The 19287-nt window shown below is 66.5% G+C and carries 22 protein-coding genes and 1 tRNA gene; 14 read left to right on the top strand and 9 right to left on the bottom strand.

Features of this window, described 5'->3' with window-relative positions; genetic code table 11:
• Positions 1–30: 30 nt before the first annotated feature.
• Genes A8G15_RS18430 through A8G15_RS18420 form a run of 3 tightly spaced genes read right to left on the bottom strand, consistent with a single transcriptional unit; the run spans position 31 to position 1030 of the window.
• Positions 31–483 carry a hypothetical protein gene (locus A8G15_RS18430; RefSeq protein ID WP_156665461.1) on the bottom strand — a complete coding sequence of 151 codons (453 nt, stop codon included), beginning with the start codon at positions 481–483 and terminating at the stop codon, positions 31–33.
• On the bottom strand, positions 480–734 hold the full coding sequence (locus A8G15_RS18425) for a hypothetical protein (protein WP_156665460.1): 255 nt from the start codon (positions 732–734) through the stop codon (positions 480–482). Before A8G15_RS18425 ends, A8G15_RS18430 begins: the two co-directional genes overlap by 4 nt.
• A 26-nt stretch (positions 735–760) precedes the next feature.
• Positions 761–1030 carry a helix-turn-helix transcriptional regulator gene (locus tag A8G15_RS18420; protein ID WP_082899993.1) on the bottom strand — a complete coding sequence of 90 codons (270 nt, stop codon included), beginning with the start codon at positions 1028–1030 and terminating at the stop codon, positions 761–763.
• 222 nt (positions 1031–1252) lie between these two features.
• Between A8G15_RS18420 and A8G15_RS18415 the strand changes: the two genes are divergently transcribed.
• From A8G15_RS18415 to A8G15_RS18390, 6 genes are all read left to right on the top strand, one after another.
• Positions 1253–1792 carry a hypothetical protein gene (locus tag A8G15_RS18415; protein ID WP_156665459.1) on the top strand — a complete coding sequence of 180 codons (540 nt, stop codon included), beginning with the start codon at positions 1253–1255 and terminating at the stop codon, positions 1790–1792.
• Positions 1793–2044, top strand: a complete 252-nt coding sequence (locus tag A8G15_RS32530) for a type II toxin-antitoxin system HicA family toxin (protein WP_068162728.1) — start codon at positions 1793–1795, stop codon at positions 2042–2044.
• Positions 2041–2646: a hypothetical protein gene (locus A8G15_RS18405; protein WP_068162726.1), complete on the top strand. Its 606-nt coding sequence runs from the start codon at positions 2041–2043 to the stop codon at positions 2644–2646. The genes A8G15_RS32530 and A8G15_RS18405 overlap by 4 nt, the downstream gene beginning before the upstream one ends.
• An 87-nt stretch (positions 2647–2733) precedes the next feature.
• A complete protein-coding gene (locus tag A8G15_RS18400; protein ID WP_068162723.1) occupies positions 2734–3174 on the top strand; it encodes a hypothetical protein in 441 nt (146 codons plus the stop codon).
• A gap of 23 nt (positions 3175–3197) precedes the next feature.
• Positions 3198–3599 carry a DUF732 domain-containing protein gene (locus A8G15_RS18395; protein ID WP_068162720.1) on the top strand — a complete coding sequence of 134 codons (402 nt, stop codon included), beginning with the start codon at positions 3198–3200 and terminating at the stop codon, positions 3597–3599.
• The gene (locus A8G15_RS18390) at positions 3599–4723 is read left to right on the top strand and encodes a tyrosine-type recombinase/integrase (RefSeq protein ID WP_068162716.1); all 1125 of its coding nucleotides are present in this window, start codon (positions 3599–3601) and stop codon (positions 4721–4723) included. The genes A8G15_RS18395 and A8G15_RS18390 overlap by 1 nt, the downstream gene beginning before the upstream one ends.
• 91 nt (positions 4724–4814) lie before the next feature.
• On the opposite strand, the gene A8G15_RS18385 is transcribed toward A8G15_RS18390, so the two are convergent.
• The 3 genes from A8G15_RS18385 to A8G15_RS18375 all read right to left on the bottom strand — a co-directional run bounded on the left by A8G15_RS18385 (position 4815) and on the right by A8G15_RS18375 (position 5840).
• Positions 4815–4886: transfer RNA gene (locus A8G15_RS18385), tRNA-Val, on the bottom strand.
• A 33-nt stretch (positions 4887–4919) separates the two neighbouring features.
• Complete coding sequence (locus A8G15_RS18380) at positions 4920–5384, bottom strand: peroxiredoxin (RefSeq protein ID WP_068162713.1); 465 nt, start codon at positions 5382–5384, stop codon at positions 4920–4922.
• A 33-nt stretch (positions 5385–5417) separates the two neighbouring features.
• A complete protein-coding gene (locus A8G15_RS18375) occupies positions 5418–5840 on the bottom strand; it encodes a DUF3052 domain-containing protein (protein WP_068162711.1) in 423 nt (140 codons plus the stop codon).
• Between the two features lie 359 nt (positions 5841–6199).
• On the opposite strand from A8G15_RS18375, the gene aceE reads away from it, so the two are divergent.
• From aceE to A8G15_RS18345, 6 genes are all read left to right on the top strand, one after another.
• The gene (gene aceE / locus A8G15_RS18370; protein ID WP_068162709.1) at positions 6200–9055 is read left to right on the top strand and encodes a pyruvate dehydrogenase (acetyl-transferring), homodimeric type; all 2856 of its coding nucleotides are present in this window, start codon (positions 6200–6202) and stop codon (positions 9053–9055) included.
• 49 nt (positions 9056–9104) lie between these two features.
• Positions 9105–10418 (top strand): PucR family transcriptional regulator, encoded by a 1314-nt coding sequence (locus tag A8G15_RS18365; protein WP_068162707.1) that lies wholly within the window; start codon positions 9105–9107, stop codon positions 10416–10418.
• A gap of 128 nt (positions 10419–10546) precedes the next feature.
• The gene (locus A8G15_RS18360; RefSeq protein ID WP_082899992.1) at positions 10547–11464 is read left to right on the top strand and encodes an ACP S-malonyltransferase; all 918 of its coding nucleotides are present in this window, start codon (positions 10547–10549) and stop codon (positions 11462–11464) included.
• Between the two features lie 117 nt (positions 11465–11581).
• Entirely contained in the window at positions 11582–11860 is a 279-nt protein-coding gene (gene acpM, locus A8G15_RS18355) for a meromycolate extension acyl carrier protein AcpM (protein WP_068162700.1), read from the top strand.
• An 8-nt stretch (positions 11861–11868) separates the two neighbouring features.
• Positions 11869–13110 (top strand): KasA/KasB family beta-ketoacyl-ACP synthase, encoded by a 1242-nt coding sequence (locus A8G15_RS18350; protein ID WP_068162742.1) that lies wholly within the window; start codon positions 11869–11871, stop codon positions 13108–13110.
• 99 nt (positions 13111–13209) lie between these two features.
• Positions 13210–14643, top strand: a complete 1434-nt coding sequence (locus A8G15_RS18345) for an acyl-CoA carboxylase subunit beta (protein WP_068162697.1) — start codon at positions 13210–13212, stop codon at positions 14641–14643.
• Positions 14644–14735: 92 nt separating this feature from the next.
• Here the strand turns inward: A8G15_RS18345 and A8G15_RS18340 are convergent, their stop codons facing one another.
• From A8G15_RS18340 to A8G15_RS18330, 3 genes are all read right to left on the bottom strand, one after another.
• Positions 14736–15242 carry a DUF3145 domain-containing protein gene (locus tag A8G15_RS18340; RefSeq protein ID WP_068162694.1) on the bottom strand — a complete coding sequence of 169 codons (507 nt, stop codon included), beginning with the start codon at positions 15240–15242 and terminating at the stop codon, positions 14736–14738.
• 104 nt (positions 15243–15346) lie between these two features.
• Complete coding sequence (locus A8G15_RS18335; protein ID WP_068162692.1) at positions 15347–16177, bottom strand: serine hydrolase domain-containing protein; 831 nt, start codon at positions 16175–16177, stop codon at positions 15347–15349.
• Positions 16178–16212: 35 nt separating this feature from the next.
• Positions 16213–17340 (bottom strand): NDMA-dependent alcohol dehydrogenase, encoded by a 1128-nt coding sequence (locus A8G15_RS18330; RefSeq protein WP_068162689.1) that lies wholly within the window; start codon positions 17338–17340, stop codon positions 16213–16215.
• A 300-nt stretch (positions 17341–17640) separates the two neighbouring features.
• Between A8G15_RS18330 and A8G15_RS18325 the strand changes: the two genes are divergently transcribed.
• Positions 17641–18060 carry a Zn-ribbon domain-containing OB-fold protein gene (locus tag A8G15_RS18325; protein ID WP_068162686.1) on the top strand — a complete coding sequence of 140 codons (420 nt, stop codon included), beginning with the start codon at positions 17641–17643 and terminating at the stop codon, positions 18058–18060.
• Positions 18061–18094: 34 nt separating this feature from the next.
• Positions 18095–19243, top strand: coding sequence for a thiolase family protein (locus A8G15_RS18320; RefSeq protein ID WP_068162685.1), 1149 nt, complete (start codon positions 18095–18097; stop codon positions 19241–19243).
• Positions 19244–19287: the final 44 nt, after the last annotated feature.

Genomic DNA, 19287 nt, shown 5'->3' with positions numbered 1-19287 from the left:
TGAGAGCCATGTGTGACGCGCGGTGCGGGCTCAATGCCGGCGGCCGCGAGTTCCTTGTCGGTGAGAGGTCGGGTGAGGCTCGAGCATGTCACGACCCCTCACCGCCTTGGCGACCGGAGCGGCCGCAACGAAGCGATTGCGGACGTTGCGCAGCGCCTCGCACAGGTCAGAGCCGTACGCGGTGATGTAGCGGGTGCCGTTGCGGGTGACCTTCACGTACTCGCCGGTGAACCGGCCATCGACGAAGACGGTGGCTTCCCACTGCTTGCTGTACGTGTGTCGGTCCACGGAGACGAGACCGAATCCGGTGCGGTCATCCTCGGCTCGGTACTGGTCGATCAGCTCGCCGATTTCCACGTCGTAGTCGTCGGCTGTAAGGTTGTAGTGCATCTGATTTCCTTCCAGAGGTTTGATGTCAGGCCGTCCCGCCACACACGGGGCGGCCTTCTCGTTTGCTTGGGGCGTGTCGGTCCGGGCGCTCATCGGCGCGCGACCGGGCGGGTGGGCCGCTTGCCGCTGCGCCATGCGATGGCGTCGGAGGGCAGGATCATCCAGCGGCACTTGCGCTTCCCGTTCGGGCCGTCCGCCTGGTAGGCGGGCAGGTCGCCGCGCTGGCATGCCTTGAGGACGGTGTTGTACGCGGGCGAGGTGTGCGTGCCGGGCCCTTCCCAGCCGAGCATCCGAGCGGTGTCCTCGATGGACAGCGGGATCTCGCGGGTGAGTGTCGATGTCACGTTCATCTCCTTTCAGTGGGTGGAGGTCAGGCCGATATCGACTGACTGACGGATTGCTGGTCGTTAGTCATTATCGACACGACAGTTGACTCGTGCGCGTCGAAGAGGTCCTCCCACGGGCATTCGACATGCTTGGCAATCGCTAGAGCGAGTTCCTCACTCAGGGTCGTCATCTTCCCCGTTTCGATGACGCTGATCGCCTGCTGCGTGCAGCCCGTCAGGTATGCGAGCTGATCCTGATTGAGACCGCGACGTCGGCGCCACCGCCGAATCTTCTCCGGGTCCTTGACCTTCATCCAGACATCCCTTCTGTAGGACCGTGATCGCCTGGTTCGTCTTGCGGATTTCATTCTGCCCCTTGCTTGTCCGGAATACAAATGGAGTGTTAGTCATTAGTCATCACTTGTCAACTGCACAAGTGGATTTGTGGTCGTACGCTGCGGATATGATCGCGCTACTTGTATTGATCTTCACTACTGGTTGGAACAAGTAGACGCCCGGAGGGGACCTTTAACGCCGTGACCGAACAGCATCAACACCCATCCCTTCAGGACTTGATCAACAAGGCCGCGGATGAGCGATCAATGGCCGGCCGAGCGCTAGCGGACCTCGCCCGAAAGAACGGCTTCGAGATCACCCACGGGACCGTCAACAGCATCCGGTCGGGTGCCTACAAATCGCGCCCCAGCGACAGTACGATCAGAGCGATCGCATGGCTTGCCAGCGTCAGTGAGGACACCGCCTTCCGGGCGGCGGACCGAAACCCCCCAGGGCGCCCCTTCGCTGAGGATTTGCCTCCCGGCGTTGACGATCTAGAGCCGAGACAGCGAAAGGCGGCTGTCGAGATACTGCGGGCGATGGTCGCTCAGCACAAGGAGATCCTCCAGCTCCGCGACGACAAGGCCGAGGACTCGACTCCGGAGAATCCAGGCCTACGCCTTGTCGACCCCGCCGACACCCTCGCGGCCCGCAAGGGTCGCACCCGAGCCAGCATTGAGAACGAAGAACAAGACCAATGGGACGGCATCGACCCGCCCGGTCCGGATGAGGGCGTGTAAGTGGTCAACGACGGAGGATTCCCCTCGCTCAAAGCAACCAAGCTCAGGCAGATTCTCAAGAAGGAACTCGGCTACCAGCGTGTCCCCAAGAGTGGCCACGGAAGCCACTGCCTACTCGTGGCGGACGGAAGACCGCGCATCCTGTGGGCGTTCCACAACAACGTGACCATTGCGCCCGGGGTGGTACGGAATATCCTGGTTAAACAGGTTGGATTAAGTCTCGACGAGGCTCGGAAGGTGGTTGGCGGATGAGCGACCTGCACCTCATCTACACGACGTACGGTCCAGACTTCGGATGGTCCCTCACGTCCCCCCAGGTGCCCGAGTTGATCGGAGGCAGAAACAGCATCTCCGAACTCCTCGCCGACACCCCGGACATCCTCCGATTCGCGGGCGTAGCCGACTACCCCCACACGTGGCGTCACGAGCAGCACTTCATTCGCGATGACGCCGGTGACGAGTTCTTCATTCGGTTCCTGGCGGACGACGACACCCGCGAGGGCGCCGCAAATCGGATGCACTCGGAGCTCCAGGCCGGCGCCGATAGCGACCTGATCGAACGCGGGCCGGTCATGTCGACAGGGGAGCGTCTACTCATCGCCGTAACCGGGTCGGACACGATTGGGTGGTGCGAGGATCAGCTCGAACCGGATACCGGCGCAATGCTCGGATACCACGCCGGAGACGACCTGATGTATCACATGCCGATTCTGAACGGACGGTTCGTCGGGCGACGCTCGTGGCAAATCGAGGAACTCGGACTCACCCGTGCCAGCACGGTTGCGCAGCTGGTCGACGCGCTTCTAGCGGGGCAGGCCGACGACCTGTTGGTTCAGTCCACGGTCCGCCGCTGATCGCAAAATGACCGTTTGTAGCGACCTGCTACATATCACAGTGGATTTCGGGGGCGCGGCGTTCGCACAAGTGTTCTAATCCTGAGCATGACCGCGAACCGCAAATGGCACCCCTGGAGGCATCTGCGCGACCATCTCCCACACGTCGATGTTCACTTCGTAGACCTCACACCACTCGGAATCGTCGGCCGCACCACGCCACACGGAATCGAGATCGAACGCACCTCCGACCAGCGTGGACGCCGCTCCACCCTCACTCACGAAATCGAGCATTTCGGCCTCGGTCCCATGCCCGACCATCCCTACTTCGCCGCCCGCGAAGAACGGGTAGTCGAGGAGCTCACCGCTCGCCGGATGATCCGACTACCCGACCTCGTCGATGCACTCCTGTGGTGCCAATGCCGCACCGACGACGAGACCGCTGAGGAACTGTGGGTCGACCACGACGTCCTCCTGACCCGAATACGCACCCTCACCCCCGGCGAGCGGAAATGGGTGGAGCACCAGCTCGCTCGCCGAACCAACTGAGTACAACCCCTGGAAGGAAACCTATGAAGAAGATCGCCTACGCCACCATCGCCGCCAGCACCCTCCTGCTGACCGCCTGCGGATCGAGCGACGAAACCTCACCTCCCACAAAGACCGTCACCGTGGAAGCAGCACCCACCACCACCGAAACCGCAGCGCAGACCGGACGTCAGCCCGGAAATGCCGCCCAGGTCGGCATCTACGTGCGCGCAGTCAACGACATGTACGCATCGAACGGGCAGCCGTCGATCGACAAGGCTGAGGCGCTCGAGCTCGCCGACTCCATGTGCAACTTCCTGGACACCGGCAGCAGCCCCTACGACGCCGCCCAAGTCCTCGAGGAAGAGGGCTTCCCTCGCGAGTACACCAGCGAGCTCGTCGCCAAGGGGATCGCCGCGGCCTGCACCGAACACCTGCCGAACTGATGGCTACCGTCAAGTCGTACAGCACCACGAAGGGCACCCGATACAAGGTCCGGTACATGAAGCCGGACGGCAGCCAGGGAAGCAAGTCCGGATTCACCAACGCCGAGTCCGCCCGAGACTTCGCCTCCCGCATCGAAGTCCGTAAAGCCGACGGTGAGTACGTCGACCCCAGAGACGGGCGCACTCTCGTCGCGGAGCTCGCTCCCGCATGGCTCGCATCGAAGAAGTCGCGGCTCAAGCCATCCGCCTACGTCGGCCTCGATTCGGCCTGGCGTATCCACGTCGAGCCGCGGTGGGGCAACAAACCGATCGCCGCCATCGAGATCAGTGATGTCGAAGAGTGGATCGCCGACCTGGTGACCGAGATCCGGGACCCTGGTGATCCCGAGGTCGTCATCAAGAAGGCGGCCTCGGCCACGACCACGATCCGCGCCCACGCCGTGCTCGCCGGCATTCTCGACCGCGCGGTGCGGGACCGGAAACTGGTGACGAACAAGGCCCGGAAGATCGAGAACCTGCCGCGCAAGCGCCCCAAGCGGAAGATGTATCTCACCCACGAGCAGGTGGCGACGATGGCGGGCGCCGCCGGGGACAAGTCGGCGCTGGTGCTGACGCTGGCGTACTGCGGCCTCAGGTGGGGCGAGGCAATCGGCCTGCGCGTCTGCGACCTCGACCTACTCCGGCGCCGCCTGATCGTCTCCCGCAACGCCGTGGAGGTTGGGGCGCATGTGATGGTCGGGACAACGAAGTCGATGAAGGACCGGTCGATCCCGGTGCCGAGGTTCCTCGTCGAAGACCTCGCGGCGCTGTGCAAGGGGAAGGACCGGCACGACCTCGTGTTCCCGGGCACCGAGGGCGGGTTCATGCGGCGGCCACGTCAGCGCTCGTGGTTCCGCACGGCAGCGAAGGCCGCCGGGGTCCCCGAGCTGACACCGCATGACCTACGTCACACAGCGGCGTCACTCGCAGTGTCGGCCGGCGCTCACGTCAAAGCGGTGCAGCGAATGCTCGGACACGCCTCCGCGGCGATGACGCTCGACGTGTACGCCGATCTGTTCGACGACGATCTGGACCTCGTGGCGGACGCGTTGGACCGTGCGCGACGGGGCGCGATTTCGGCTTGACTGTCCGAAAACTGTCCGACGACGCTCGGGCGGCTCTTCGCTTGGGCAGAAAAATAACCCCTCACCTGTGTGAACAGGTGAGGGGTTCGGGTGGGCGCGGAGGGTTTCGAACCCCCGACCGCTGGTGTGTAAAACCAGAGCTCTACCACTGAGCTACACGCCCCGATCTCCGACGGAAACTTCCGCCGGAGTCGACTCAGGACTCTAGCGCGGCGAGCGCCCTGGCCCAAGCGCCCTGGTCACGGGGCTCTCCGGGCTGGTTCTCCTCGGCGAATCGCACGATGCCGTCCTTGTCGATGACGAATGTGCCGCGGTTGGCGAAGCCGAGCTTCTCGTTGAACACGCCGTACGCCTGCGCGACCTCACCGTGCGGCCAGAAGTCGGACAGCAGCGGGAAGGTGTAGCCCTGCTCCGCGGACCAGATCTTGTGGGTGGGCGAGGCACCCACCGAGATCGCGAGGATCGCGGTGTTGTCGTTCTCGAAGGTGGGCAGGTCGTCGCGCACGGCGCACAGCTCGCCCTGACACACACCGGTGAACGCGAGCGGGTAGAACACCAGCAGCACGTTCTTCTCACCGCGGAAGCTCGACAGCGACACTTCCTGGTTGTTCTGATCCTTCAGGGTGAATTCGGGCGCCTGGGCGCCCACCTCGATAGCCATCGGGTGGTTCGGTCCTTCGCTGGTGGATGAAGCTCAGCGCTTCGGGCGGGTGGCTTTCGGCTGCACCAGCCGGCTGCCGGTCCAGTCGCCGAGGTTGGCGGCGGACGTCTGGGTGAGGCCGGCGGTGGTGGCGGATTCGGCGATCTCGCTGGGCTCGACATGGTCGGGCCGGCCGGTCTTCGGTGTCAGGACCCATACGACACCTTCGTCCGACAACGGGCTGATCACGTCCATCAACGTGTCGACGAGATCGCCGTCGCTGTCGCGCCACCACAGCAGCACGACGTCGACGACCTCGTCGGAGTCCTCGTCGAGCAGTTCGGAACCGGTGACTTCCTCGATGGCGACGCGGATCTCGTCGTCCACGTCCTCGTCCCATCCGAGTTCCTGAACCACGTGGTCGTGGGTGATACCGAGCTTCTGAACGTAGTTCTTGGCGTCCGCCGCGGCGACCACGGTGGTTCCCTCCTTCTGGGTGACGGCGCCCGGTTTCCCGGCTGCCGATGTGACGACGATCGAATCGATTGGTCAAAGCGAACATCGTTCGACCGTTCAGCGCAAGCCGAATCGCGACGAAAGACACGAGTTTCTTTTCCCGACGCTACTCCGCCGAGTCCCCACCTGTCCGGTTCGGGCGATTCTCGGTAGCCGTCCGCCGCCGGGAGGAAACCGGGCACCGGTCGCTGCCACGCGAGCACGAATGGGGGAAGATGAGGAGTGCATCATGTTCAGATGTCGATGAGTCGGCTCCCACAAGAGCCGATCAACGGAGCGGGCGCCACACCTGCGCGCCCCACCACGATGAGGAGCAGACGTTGACTGACCTGATCCACGGACCTCAATCCCGAGACGGTGCCGACACTCCGGGCACCACGGGATCGGGGCCCTCGCCGACTTCGACGGCACCGGCCACCGACAGCCGCGTTCGCGTCATTCGCGAGGGTGTGGCCTCCTACCTGCCGGACATCGATCCGGCCGAGACCACCGAGTGGCTCGAATCGTTCGACGGCATGCTCGACGCAGCCGGTCCGTCCCGCGCCCGCTACCTGATGCTGCGCATGCTCGAGCGTGCAGGCGAGCGTCATGTGTCGATTCCCGCGTTGACCTCCACGGATTATGTCAACACGATCCCCACCGAGAGCGAACCGTGGTTCCCCGGTGACGAAGAGGTCGAGCGGCGATTCCGCGCGTACATCCGCTGGAACGCGGCCATCATGGTGACCCGCGCGCAGCGCCCGGGCATCGGCGTGGGCGGACACATCTCGACCTACGCGTCGTCCGCGGCGCTCTACGAGGTCGGCTTCAACCATTTCTTCCGCGGCAAGGACCACCCCGGCGGCGGCGACCAGATCTTCATCCAGGGCCACGCCTCCCCCGGCATCTACGCGCGCGCGTTCCTCGAGGGCCGCATCTCCACCGACCGCATGGACGGGTTCCGCCAGGAGCACAGCCACGCCTCACTCGGCGGCGGCCTGCCGTCGTACCCGCACCCGCGCCTGTTCCCGGAGTTCTGGGAGTTCCCGACCGTGTCGATGGGCCTGGGCCCGATGAACGCGATCTACCAGGCGCGGTTCAACCACTACCTGCACGACCGCGGCATCAAGGACACCTCCGACCAGCACGTGTGGGCGTTCCTCGGCGACGGCGAGATGGACGAGCCCGAATCGCGGGGTCTGGCGCACGTCGCCGCCACCGAGGGCCTGGACAACCTGACGTTCGTGGTCAACTGCAACCTGCAGCGCCTCGACGGTCCGGTTCGCGGCAACGGCAAGATCATCCAGGAGCTGGAGTCCTTCTTCCGCGGTGCCGGCTGGAACGTCATCAAGGTGGTGTGGGGCCGCGAGTGGGACGCGCTGCTGCACGCCGACAAGGACGGCGCGCTGGTCAACCTGATGAACGTCACCCCGGACGGTGACTACCAGACCTACAAGGCCAACGACGGCGCGTTCGTCCGCGAACACTTCTTCGGCCGCGATCCCCGCACGAAGGAACTCGTCAAGGACCTGACGGACCAGGAGATCTGGAACCTCAAGCGCGGCGGCCACGACTACCGCAAGATCTTCGCCGCCTACAAGATGGCGATGGAGCACAAGGGTCAGCCGACGGTGATCCTGGCGCACACCATCAAGGGCTACACCCTCGGCAAGCACTTCGAGGGCCGCAACGCCACGCACCAGATGAAGAAGCTCACGCTCGAGGACCTCAAGTACTTCCGGGACCTGCAGCGCATCCCGATCTCGGACGCCGAGCTCGAGGCGAATCCGAAGATGCCGCCGTACTACCACCCCGGTTTCGAGTCCCCCGAGATCCAGTACATGCTCGACCGGCGCCGCCAGCTGGGCGGCTTCCTGCCCGAGCGCCGCACGTCCGCGGCACCGTTGGCGCTGCCCGACGACAAGACCTACGACGTCGTCCGCAAGGGTTCGGGCAAGCAGCAGGTCGCCACGACCATGGCGCTGGTGCGCGTGCTGAAGGAACTGCTGCGCGACAAGGAGATCGGCAAGCGCATCGTGCCGATCATTCCCGACGAGGCCCGCACGTTCGGCATGGACTCGTGGTTCCCGTCGCTGAAGATCTACAACCGCAACGGCCAGCTCTACACATCGGTCGACGCGGAGCTGATGCTCGCCTACAAGGAGAGCCCGGTCGGCCAGATCCTGCACGAAGGCATCAACGAGGCCGGGTCCACGGCGTCGTTCACCGCGGTGGGCACGTCGTACGCCACGCACGGTGAGCCGATGATCCCGGTGTACATCTTCTATTCGATGTTCGGGTTCCAGCGCACCGGCGACGGACTGTGGGCGGCAGCGGACCAGATGGCCCGCGGATTCGTTCTCGGGGCGACGGCCGGCCGGACCACGCTGACCGGTGAGGGCCTGCAGCACGCGGACGGGCATTCGCTGCTGCTCGCGTCCACCAACCCGGCGGCGGTCACCTACGATCCGGCGTTCTCCTACGAGATCGCGCACATCGTGCGCGAGGGCCTGCGCCGCATGTACGGCGGAACCCCGGGTGTCGACGGCTTCGGCGGCGAGGACGTCTTCTACTACATCACCCTCTACAACGAGCCGTACGTGCAGCCGGCCGAGCCCGCGAACCTCGACGTCGACGGGTTGCTCAAGGGCATGTACCTGTACCGCCCGGGGGCGGCGTCCGGGCCGAAGGCGCAGATCCTCGCGTCCGGTGTGCTCATGCCGGAGGCACTGCGCGCCCAGCAGATGCTCGCCGACGAATGGGGTGTGTCCGCGGACGTGTGGTCGGTGACCTCGTGGGGCGAACTGCGCCGAGACGGCATCGAGTGCGACCGGCGTGCCCTGCTCGATCCGGGCTCGGACGCGCCGGTCCCGTACGTCGCACGGGTGCTGTCCGATGCGGCCGGTCCGTTCGTCGCCGTGTCCGACTGGATGCGTGCGGTCCCGGACCAGATCCGGCAGTGGGTGCCCGGCGACTACACGGTGCTCGGCGCCGACGGGTTCGGATTCTCCGACACCCGTCCCGCCGCGCGGCGAGTGTTCAACATCGACGCCGAATCGACCGTCGTCGCGGTGCTCGCCGCGCTGGGCCGCGACGGCGCGGTCGACCGGGCGCGGGCCGTCGAGGCGGCCGCGAAGTACCGGATCGACGATGTCACCGCTGCACCCGAGCAGACATCGGATCCGGGCGTCGCCTGATCCTGCCCGTCCTGCAACGGGCGATCGGCCACGGGCGTAGTTTCGTCCCATGGTCGAGGAGTCCGCGTCACCGCGGTTGACACGTGCACCGGGCGCCCCCACGGGGCGCCCGGTGCCGCCCGCGCGTCCGGAGCGCGCGCCGCTGCCCGACGCCCTGCTGCGGCGCGTCAAGCAGTTCTCCGGCCGTCTGTCCACGGAGGCCGTGCACGTGATGCAGGAGCAGCTTCCGTTCTTCTCCGACCTCGACGCGTCGCAGCGCGCGACCGTGCAACTGGTCATCCAGTCGTCGGTCGTCGATTTCATCGAGTGGGTCCGCGACCCGGAGAGCGACATCAGGTTCAGCACCGACGCTTATCAGGTGATCCCGCAGGACCTGGCGCGCCGGCTGACGTTGCGGCAGACCGTGGACATGGTGCGGGCCGCGATGGAGTTCTTCGAACAGTGGCTGCCGGCGCTGGCCCGCAACGAGCAGCAACTGGTGGCGTTGACCGAGGCGATCCTGCGGTACGGCCGCGAGCTGGGTTTCGCGGCCGCGTCGGTGTACGCGAGCGCCGCCGAGTCGCGCGGTGCGTGGGACACCCGGCTCGAGGCGCTCGTCGTCGACGCCGTGGTACGCGGTGACACCGGCGCGGACATGCAGTCCCGCGCGGCGACCCTGAACTGGGACGCGACCGCTCCCGCCACGGTGATCGTGGGGACTCCCCCGCCGGACGAGAACGTGTCGGTGGTGACGACGGTGCACACCATCGCGCAGCAGCACGGTCGCGCGGCGCTGGCCGTCGTGCAGGGCGAGCGGCTCGTGATGGTGGTCAGCGGGATCCTGCACGGCACTCCGGACGCGGTGGCGTTCCGTGACGAACTGATGCGCGCCTTCTCGGAGGACGCGGTGGTGATCGGTCCGACCACGCCGACGCTGGGGTCCGCGCACGTGTCGGCGGTCGAGGCGATGGCGGCGATGGAGGCGGTGACGGGCTGGCCCGGCGCGCCGCGTCCCGTTCACGCGACCGAGCTGCTGCCCGAGCGCGCTCTGCTGGGCGATGCGGCGGCGATCGCGGCGCTCGAGGACTACATCGTCGGCCCGCTGGCGGCAGCCGGGCCGGCGTTGTCGAACACTCTCGACGCATATCTCGACAGTGGGGGTGCTGTCGAGACCTGCGCCCGAAAGCTGTTTGTTCATCCAAATACCGTCCGGTACCGCTTGAAGCGAATCACAGAAGTGACCGGGCGGGACCCGACGAATCCTCGTGACGCTTACGTTCTCCGAATCGCTGCAACAGTGGGTCGGTTGGCTCGAAGCCATAACGAACTCCGAACTCCTTCCCCATCCGTCACACGGTTCACAATTCGCGATTCGGGCACGTAACACGAGGACCCAGTGGATCGATAGAGACGGACGACTTGGGCTTTTGTGGGAACCCTACAAATCCTCGTGCGAGACTTCATTCCAGCCGACATCTCGGGGAGGCTCCCGCAGGGTGTTCCCTGATCTTCGTGATTTCGCTGCTCGCCCCCGGTCAGGGGTCCCAGACACCCGGTATGCTCGCTCCCTGGTTGGAGCAGCCCGGCGCCCGCGATCGCATCGAGGTCTGGTCGAAGGCCGCCGGACTCGATCTCGAACGCCTCGGCACCACCGCCACGGCCGAGGAGATCACCGACACGGCGGTCACCCAGCCACTGGTCGTCGCCGCGGCACTCCTCGCCTACGAGGAACTCGAAGCGCGTGGCCTCGTCCCGGCCGACACGGTCGTCGCGGGCCACTCGGTCGGTGAGCTCGCCGCCGCCGCGATCGCCGGCGTCATCACCGCCGACGACGCCGTCGCCCTCGCGGCGATCCGCGGCGCCGAGATGGCCAAGGCCTGCGCCCTCGAGCCGACCGGCATGTCCGCGGTCCTCGGCGGGGCGGAGGACGCGGTCCTCGCCCGGCTCGCCGAACTCGACCTGACCCCGGCCAACGTGAACGCGGCCGGACAGATCGTTGCCGCCGGCCGGATCTCGGACCTCGAGGAACTGGCCGCGAACCCGCCCGAGAAGGCGCGCATCCGGCAGCTGCCGGTCGCCGGTGCCTTCCACACCCGGTTCATGGCGCCCGCCCAGGAGGCGGTCGCCGACGCCGCGGCGAAGATCGCACCCAGCGATCCGGCCCGCACCCTGCTGTCCAACTTCGACGGCGCACCGGTTGCGTCCGGAGCGGACGCACTCACCAAGCTGGCCGCACAGGTGACCCGGCCTGTGCGGTGGGACCTGTGCACCGCGCATCTGCGCGACGCCCAGGTCTCGGCCGTCGTGGAACTCCCCCCGGCGGGCACCCTGGTGGGCATTGCCAAGCGCGAGATGCGCGGCACGCCCACCCTGGCGCTCAAAACCGCCGACGATTTCACGGCACTGGCCGAATTGCCCGGACTCGGTTAGGTTGCTGCGCGCGCACCGCGCAGCAACACGGGTACGCCCGACCCGGGCACCCGGGCCCGGCCGGAACCTCCGGCCGGATGTCAGACCCCAACTGAAACACATGAAGGGAGCCACGACGTGGCCACCAGCCAGGAAGAAATCATCGCCGGTCTCGCGGAGATCATCGAAGAGGTCACCGGTATTGAGCCCTCCGAGGTGACCATCGAGAAGTCCTTCGTCGACGATCTCGACATCGACTCCCTCTCCATGGTCGAGATCGCGGTCCAGACCGAGGACAAGTACGGCGTCAAGGTTCCGGACGAGGATCTCGCGAACCTGCGCACGGTGGGTGACATCGTCGCCTACATCCAGAAGCTCGAAGCCGAGGGCGTTCAGATCTCGAACGACAACGAGTGAGCCCGACCGTGACTTCCGCCTCTCGTACGTTGCGCAACGTCGTCGTCACCAGCCTTGCGGCCACGACGTCGATCGCCGGTGATGTGGATGCCACGTGGAAGGGACTCCTCGCCGGAGAAAGCGGCATCGGCGCACTCACCGGCGGCTTCGTCGAAGAGTTCGATCTTCCGGTCCGCATCGGCGGCACCCTGAAGGTCAGCCCGGACGAAGGACTCTCCCGCGTCGAGATCCGCCGCATGAGCTATGTCGAGCGGCTCGCGCTGACCCTCGCGCGCACGGTGTGGAAGAACGCCGGCAGCCCGGAGGTCGAGAACGAGCGGCTCGGTGTCGTCATCGGCACCGGTCTCGGTGGTGGGGAAACCCTCATCGACGCCGTCGACAAGCTGCGCGACGGCGGATACCGCAAGGTGTCGCCGTTCGCCGTGCAGATGGTCATGCCGAACGGCCCGTCGGCCACGGTCGGCCTCGAGCTCGGCGCCCGCGCCGGGGTCATCACGCCGGTGTCGGCCTGCTCGTCCGGGTCCGAGGCGATCGCCCACGCGTACCGGATGATCGCACTCGGTGACGCCGACATCATCGTCACCGGCGGTGTCGAAGGTCAGCTCGATGCGGTTGCCACCGCCAGCTTCGCGATGATGCGCGCGCTGAGCACCCGCAACGACGACCCCAAGGGTGCGTCCCGCCCGTTCGACACGGACCGCGACGGCTTCGTGTTCGGTGAAGCGGGCGCAATGCTCGTCCTCGAATCCGAGGAACACGCCAAGGCACGCGGCGCGACGATCCACGCCCGCGTCCTGGGCGCCGGAATCACCTCGGACGGGTACCACATCGTGGCCCCCGATCCCGAGGGCACGGGCGCTGCCCGCGCGATGACCCGGGCCATCGAGACCGCCGGACTCACCAAGTCCGACATCGCCCACGTCAACGCGCACGCCACCGCCACCCCGATCGGCGACATCGCCGAAGCGAAGGCGATCGGTGCGGCCGTGGGCAAGCACGCCGCGATCTACGCACCGAAGTCCGCGCTCGGACATTCGATCGGAGCGGTCGGTGCGCTCGAGGCAGTGCTGACGGTCCTGAGCCTGCGGGACGGAGTCATTCCGCCCACGCTCAACCTCGAGAATCAGGATCCAGAAATCGATCTCGACGTGGTCAAGGGTGAACCCCGCTACGGCAATTTCGATTTCGCGCTGAACAACTCGTTCGGATTCGGTGGGCACAACGTGGCGCTCGCGTTCGGCCGGGCCTGACCCGTCCGACGCCCGCTCGATGTTCGTGGTGGAGGTTCCATCCCCCTCTCGGCACCTCCACCACGATCACCCCACCACCCGCCTTCCCGAGGAGCACCGATGACCATTCTGGATCCTGCCGATACTCGGAACACCGCGGTGGACCCTCGCGATCCGCTCACGCGACTCGAGAATCTCTTCGACGCCGGCAGCGCCGAGATCCTCCACCCGCGTGACAAATCGGGTGTGCTCGCCGCGATCGGCCACATCGACGGAATCCGTACCGTGGCCTACTGCTCCGACGCCACCGTCATGGGCGGCGCGATGGGTGTCGACGGGTGCAAACACATCGTCACCGCGATCGACACCGCGATCGATCGCGACCTGCCCGTCGTCGGTCTGTGGCACTCCGGCGGCGCCCGCCTCGCCGAGGGTGTCGAGGCGCTGCATGCCGTCGGTCTCGTGTTCGAGGCCATGGTCCGCGCGTCCGGCCGGATCCCCCAGATCTCCGTCGTCCTCGGTTTCGCCGCCGGCGGCGCCGCCTACGGCCCCGCCCTCACCGACATCGTCATCATGGCGCCCGAGGCACGTGTGTTCGTGACCGGACCCGACGTGGTGCGCAGCGTCACCGGTGAACAGGTCGACATGGAGTCGCTCGGTGGCCCGGACACGCACACCAAGAAGTCCGGTGTCGCGCACATCGCCGCCGAGGACGAAGAGGACGCACTGCACCGCGCACGGCGCCTGGTGTCGATGCTCGCCGAACAGGGCGAATTCGATGCGGAGGTCGCCGCTCGCGGCGACACCGACCTGCGCGCGCTGCTCCCCGAATCCCCGCGGCGCGCCTACGACGTGCGCCCGATCGTCCACGAACTGCTCGACAACGTCGAAGGCGAATCGAGTTTCGAAGAGCTGCAAGGCAACTGGGCACGGAGCATCGTCACCGGTTTCGGCCGTCTCGGCGGGCGAACGGTCGGTGTCATCGCCAACAACCCGCTGCGACTCGGCGGCTGCCTCAACTCGGAAAGCGCTGAGAAGTCCGCACGCTTCGTGCGGATGTGCAACGCGTTCGGTGTGCCCCTCGTCGTCCTCGTCGACGTCCCCGGCTATCTGCCCGGCGTCGGCCAGGAATGGGAGGGCGTCGTGCGCCGCGGCGCGAAGTTGCTGCACGCCTTCGCCGAGGCGCGCGTCCCGCGGGTGACTTTGGTCACCCGGAAGATCTATGGGGGTGCCTACATCGCGATGAACTCGCGCGCGCTCGGCGCGACCGCGGTGTTCGCCTGGCCGGAGGCCGAGGTCGCCGTGATGGGCGCCAAGGCCGCGGTCGGCATCCTGCACAAACGTGCCCTCGCCGCTGCCCCGGACGAGGAACGCGAGGCGCTGCACGACCGCCTCGCCGCCGAGCACGAGGCGATCGCCGGTGGCGTCGGCCGTGCCATGTCGATCGGCGTCGTCGACGAACTCATCGATCCCGCGACGACCCGCAGCACCCTGACCGCAGCGCTCGCCTCCGCAGCGCCGGGTCGGGGACAGCACAAGAACATTCCGCTGTAGACACCGAAACGCGAAGCCCTTCCGGATCTCGTCGATCCGGAAGGGCTTCGCGGTATGCGTGTCGTGAGGTTCGTTCGCGAAGGCTCGACCGCTCAGCCCACGTTGCGTCGCAACCAGGTGACCTCGGCGCCGTCGCCGCCGCAGCGGTACGGCTCGAGCACCTCGTCCCACGCGGTTCCGAGTGCCCGGTGCAGTTCGGCGGCCAGGTTGCCCGATGCGAGCAGCGCGCGCAGCCGACCCTCCCCGACCGTCACGTCACCGTTCGCCGAGGTGTTGCCGCGCCACAATCCGAGTCCGGGAGCGTAGCTGTACCGCTCGCCGTCGACACCTTCGCTGGGATCCTCGGTGACTTCGAATCGAAGCATCTGCCATACGCGCAGGGCGTCGACGAGCCTGGCCGCGGTACCGACAGGTCCGGTCCAGTTGACGGTGGTGCGCAGGAGGCCGGGATCAGCGGGCTGCCCGATCCAGGTCGGATCCGGCCGGCTGTCGAGGGTGGCAGCCAGCGCCCACTCGATATGAGGGCACACAGCAGCGGGCGACGAGTGGATGTAGACCACTCCCGTTGCCGCATCCGCGAACTGGTTCGACGCGCGCATACACACCTCCGTGTTCGACGAGTACGTCTTCCCCAACGAACGTCGTCCACGGCGGTCGCACCCGGCGACACTCGAAACAGTCTGCCTCTGTGGCGGGTGTTTCGCTAGCGAACCGGAGAGGTTTCTGTGATCTCACCCAAAACAGCGTCGGAGAATTGGGGCCAGAGCGGTTTGGCCCAGTCCCCGAATGCACGGTTGGTCAGCGCAACGCAGGCGATGCCGGGCCCGGGATCGACCCACAGGAACGTGCCGGACTGTCCGAAATGACCGAAGGTGCTCGGCGTGTTCGCCGAGCCGGTCCAATGCGGGCTCTTCCGGCCGCGAATCTCGAAACCGAGGCCCCAGTCGTTGGGTTTGTGCATTCCGTAGCCGGGCACGAGACCGTCGAGTCCGGGGAACTGTACCGAGGTCGCGGCAGCGAGCATCTCCCCCGAGATCAGTGTCGGGGCGAGCAACTCGGCGGCGAACCGGGACAGGTCGGTGACCGACGAGTGAGCGCCGTGTCCGGCCGGCCCGGGAAGAGTCGATTCACGCATTCCCAGCGGTTCGAAGACGGCCTCGGACAGATAGTCCGGGAATGCGATTCCGGTCTCGGCGGCGATCAGGTCGGCGAGAACCTCGAATCCGGCGCTCGAGTAGATGCGCTTGCGGCCCGGTTCGGTCTGGACCTTCTGCTCCCCGAACGCGAGACCGGAGGCATGGGCGAGCAGGTGACGAACCGTCGACCCGGTCGGACCCGCGGGCTGATCGAGGTCGAGCGCGCCTTCCTCGACGGCGACGAGCACCGCGTACGCGACGAGCGGCTTGGTGACCGACGCCAGCGGATACACCTCGGCTGTGTCACCGATGGTGCCGGCCATGCCGCCGTCGCGCGTCAGAACCGCGGCGGCGGCATGGTCGACGGGCCATTGGGAGATCAGATCCAGACTGCGCACCGGTCCAGATTAGAAGACCGGCGCGAGTCCGCTCGTCACCAGTCGGCTTCGGTGTACCGGATCACGCCGCGGATGTTCTTTCCGTCGAGCATGTCCTGGTAGCCCTCGTTGATCTGCTCGAGGGTGTAGGTGCGGGTGACCATGTCCGCGAGGTTGAGCTGACCGGACTTGTACAGGTCGAGCAGGTTCGGGATGTCGACGCGGGCGTTGCAGCCGCCGAAGATGTTGCCCTTCAGGGTCTTCTGGAGCATCGAGAACATGAAGTTGTTCAGCTTGACGTCCATGTCCGACATGAAGCCCATGGCGGTGACGACGCACGTGCCGTTCTTGGCCGTGAGGGTCAGGGACGGGTCGACGTACTCGCCCTTCATCTCGCCGACCGTGATGATCGTCTTGTGGCACATCTTGCCCCAGGTGATCTCCATGATCGGGACGATGGCCTCTTCGATCGAGGCGAAGGTGTGCGTGGCGCCGAACTTCATCGCCTGCTCACGCTTCCACGGCACCGGATCGATCGCGAAGACGTGGCGCGCACCGGACGCGACGGCGCCCTGCAGCGCGCTCATGCCGACGCCGCCGACACCGATGATCGCGACCGACTCCCCGGCCTTCACGTCGGCGACGTGGGTGGCCGATCCCCAGCCGGTCGGGACGCCGCAGCCGACGAGGGCGGCCAGCTCGAACGGAATGTCCTTCTGGATTTTGACGACCTGGGTCTGGTTGACGGTCATGTACGGCGCAAACGTGCCGAGCAGCACCATCGGGATGACGTTCTGGCCGCGCGCCTGGATGCGATAGGTGCCGTCCGAGATGGCCTGCCCGCTGAGCAGGCCCGCACCGAGATCGCAGAGGTTCGAGTTTCCGGTCACGCAGGACGGACACTTGCCGCACGCGGGGACGAACGAGAGGACGACGTGGTCGCCGACCTCGAGGTCGGTGACGCCTTCGCCGACCTTCGTGATGACGCCCGCGCCCTCGTGGCCACCCATCGCCGGGTAGGCGAGCATGGGCGTCGCCCCGGTGACGATGTGATGGTCGGAGTGGCACATGCCGGCCGCTTCCATGCGGATCTGCACTTCGCCTGCGACGGGGTCACCGAGCTCGATCTCCTCGACCGACCACTTCTCGTTGATCCCCCACAGCAGTGCGCCCTTGGTCTTCATCTGACATCGCCCTCCATCACATTCGAACGTTCGCACGTGACGATAACCACATTCCGTCAAAATTGGAACCTGTTCTACGCGCGGATTCGCACAGGGCCTCCGAGCAGCCACGATGCGCATTCGGACGCCCCGAATCCCGGTGAACGGTCCTCTCTATTCGTATGTCGCGTTCGAATATGATGATCTCGTTGAAGAGAATGACATTTCCGTCTACCGTGAGCGACATGCTGATCGCCGCGGCGGATCGTGCGACAGCACCGGACATGTCGTGCGACAGCACAGAACACGGAGGACACGCCCATGACGACGAAGGCGCTCGCGCCCGACGTTTCGACCTGGCCTGCGGAGGATCCGCAGCTCATCGGCAGCCGTTGCGACGACTGCTCCGCCACGACGTGGCCGCGGCAGCCGCGTTGCCCGCGCTGCAGCGGCGCGAACATCTCTGAACTGCTGCTGCCCCGGCGCGGCACGCTGGTGGCCTGGACCACGCAGGGATTCGTCCCGAAGCAGCCGTACGCGGGCAACGAAACCGCCGCGACCTTCACGCCGTTCGTCTTCGGCCTGGTCCAGCTCGGCGACGTCGTGCGCGTCGAGGCGCGGGTGACCGAGACCGACCCGGCCAAGCTGCAGGCCGGCATGGAGCTCGAGCTCACGTTCGTTCCGTTCTACGTCGACGAGGACGGAACCGACATCGTCACGTGGGCGTTCGCGCCGATCTGATCTGTACACACCCGATCGAGGAGTCCTTGAAACTATGAACGACGTTGCCATCATCGGTGTGGGCCTTCACCCGTTCGGCAGATTCGGCACCAAGTCGGCCATCGAGATGGCGGCCGACGCGATCCAGCTCGCACTCGAGGATTCGGGTGTCGCGTGGAAAGACATCCAGTTCGGTATCGGCGGCAGCTACGAGGTCGACAACACCGACTCGGTGACGCGGCTGGTGGGCCTGACCGGCATCCCCTTCACCAACGTGTTCAACGCGTGCGCCACGTCCGCGAGCGCGATCGAGCAGACCGCCGACGGCATCCGCTCGGGCAAGTACGACATCGGCATCGCCGTCGGCACCGACAAGCACCCGCGCGGCGCCTTCACCGCCGATCCGGCGATGCTCGGCCTACCGGCCTGGTACGCCGAGAACGGCCAGTTCGTCACCACGAAGTTCTTCGGCATGAAGGCCAACCGGTACGTCATCGACCACAACATCTCCCACGAGACCCTCGCCCGGGTGGCCCAGAAGAACTATCGCAACGGCGGCCTGAACCCGAAGGCCTTCCGCCGTACCGAGTTCAGCATCGAGGAGATCCTCGAGTCGCCCATGCTGAACTACCCGCTGACCGCCAAGATGTTCTGCGCTCCCGATGAGGGCGCCGCAGCGGTCATCATGTGCCGGGGCGACCTCGTGGCCAAGTACACCCAGAACAAGCCGGTGTACCTGCGTTCCACCGCGATCCGCACGCGCACCTACGGGGCGTACGAGGTGCACGCGACCTGGGCCGCCGTCGACGAGGACGTCTCACCGACGGTCTACGCCGCGAAGGCCGCCTACGAGGCCGCCGGGATCGGTCCCGAGGACGTCGACGTCGCGCAGCTGCAGGACACCGACGCCGGCGCCGAGGTCATCCACATGGCCGAGACCGGCCTGTGCGCCGACGGCGACCAGGAGAAGCTGATCGCGGAGGGAGCCACCGAGATCGGCGGCGCGATGCCCGTGAACACCGACGGTGGTCTGATCGCGAACGGTGAGCCGATCGGCGCGTCCGGCATCCGTCAGGTGCACGAACTCGTGCTGCAGTTGCGCGGCCAGGCCGGCGACCGGCAGGTGCCCGGCAATCCGCGGGTCGGCCTCGCCCAGGTGTACGGCGCACCGGGTACGGCCGCCGCGTCGATCCTGTCCCTCTGATCGAGGGCCACAGGTCGTAGCGCGATCCTGCCGTCCCGCTCCCG

This window comes from Rhodococcus phenolicus (assembly GCF_001646785.1).
GTDB classification, from domain to species: Bacteria; Actinomycetota; Actinomycetes; order Mycobacteriales; family Mycobacteriaceae; genus Rhodococcus; species Rhodococcus phenolicus.
The sequence above is the reverse complement of the archived record's forward strand: the minus strand, read 5'-3'. Positions and strand labels throughout refer to the sequence as shown.

Excerpts from the sequence above, each read along its gene's own strand:
- A8G15_RS18430 (WP_156665461.1), bottom strand. The coding sequence starts at position 483 with ATGAGCGCCCGGACCGACACGCCCCAAGCAAACGAGAAGGCCGCCCCG.
- A8G15_RS18420 (WP_082899993.1), bottom strand. The coding sequence starts at position 1,030 with ATGAAGGTCAAGGACCCGGAGAAGATTCGGCGGTGGCGCCGACGTCGC.
- A8G15_RS18405 (WP_068162726.1), top strand. The coding sequence starts at position 2,041 with ATGAGCGACCTGCACCTCATCTACACGACGTACGGTCCAGACTTCGGA.
- A8G15_RS18400 (WP_068162723.1), top strand. The coding sequence starts at position 2,734 with ATGACCGCGAACCGCAAATGGCACCCCTGGAGGCATCTGCGCGACCAT.
- A8G15_RS18395 (WP_068162720.1), top strand. The coding sequence starts at position 3,198 with ATGAAGAAGATCGCCTACGCCACCATCGCCGCCAGCACCCTCCTGCTG.
- A8G15_RS18390 (WP_068162716.1), top strand. The coding sequence starts at position 3,599 with ATGGCTACCGTCAAGTCGTACAGCACCACGAAGGGCACCCGATACAAG.
- A8G15_RS18380 (WP_068162713.1), bottom strand. The coding sequence starts at position 5,384 with ATGGCTATCGAGGTGGGCGCCCAGGCGCCCGAATTCACCCTGAAGGAT.
- A8G15_RS18365 (WP_068162707.1), top strand. The coding sequence starts at position 9,105 with ATGGTCGAGGAGTCCGCGTCACCGCGGTTGACACGTGCACCGGGCGCC.
- A8G15_RS18345 (WP_068162697.1), top strand. The coding sequence starts at position 13,210 with ATGACCATTCTGGATCCTGCCGATACTCGGAACACCGCGGTGGACCCT.
- A8G15_RS18340 (WP_068162694.1), bottom strand. The coding sequence starts at position 15,242 with ATGCGCGCGTCGAACCAGTTCGCGGATGCGGCAACGGGAGTGGTCTAC.
- A8G15_RS18330 (WP_068162689.1), bottom strand. The coding sequence starts at position 17,340 with ATGAAGACCAAGGGCGCACTGCTGTGGGGGATCAACGAGAAGTGGTCG.
- A8G15_RS18325 (WP_068162686.1), top strand. The coding sequence starts at position 17,641 with ATGACGACGAAGGCGCTCGCGCCCGACGTTTCGACCTGGCCTGCGGAG.
- A8G15_RS18320 (WP_068162685.1), top strand. The coding sequence starts at position 18,095 with ATGAACGACGTTGCCATCATCGGTGTGGGCCTTCACCCGTTCGGCAGA.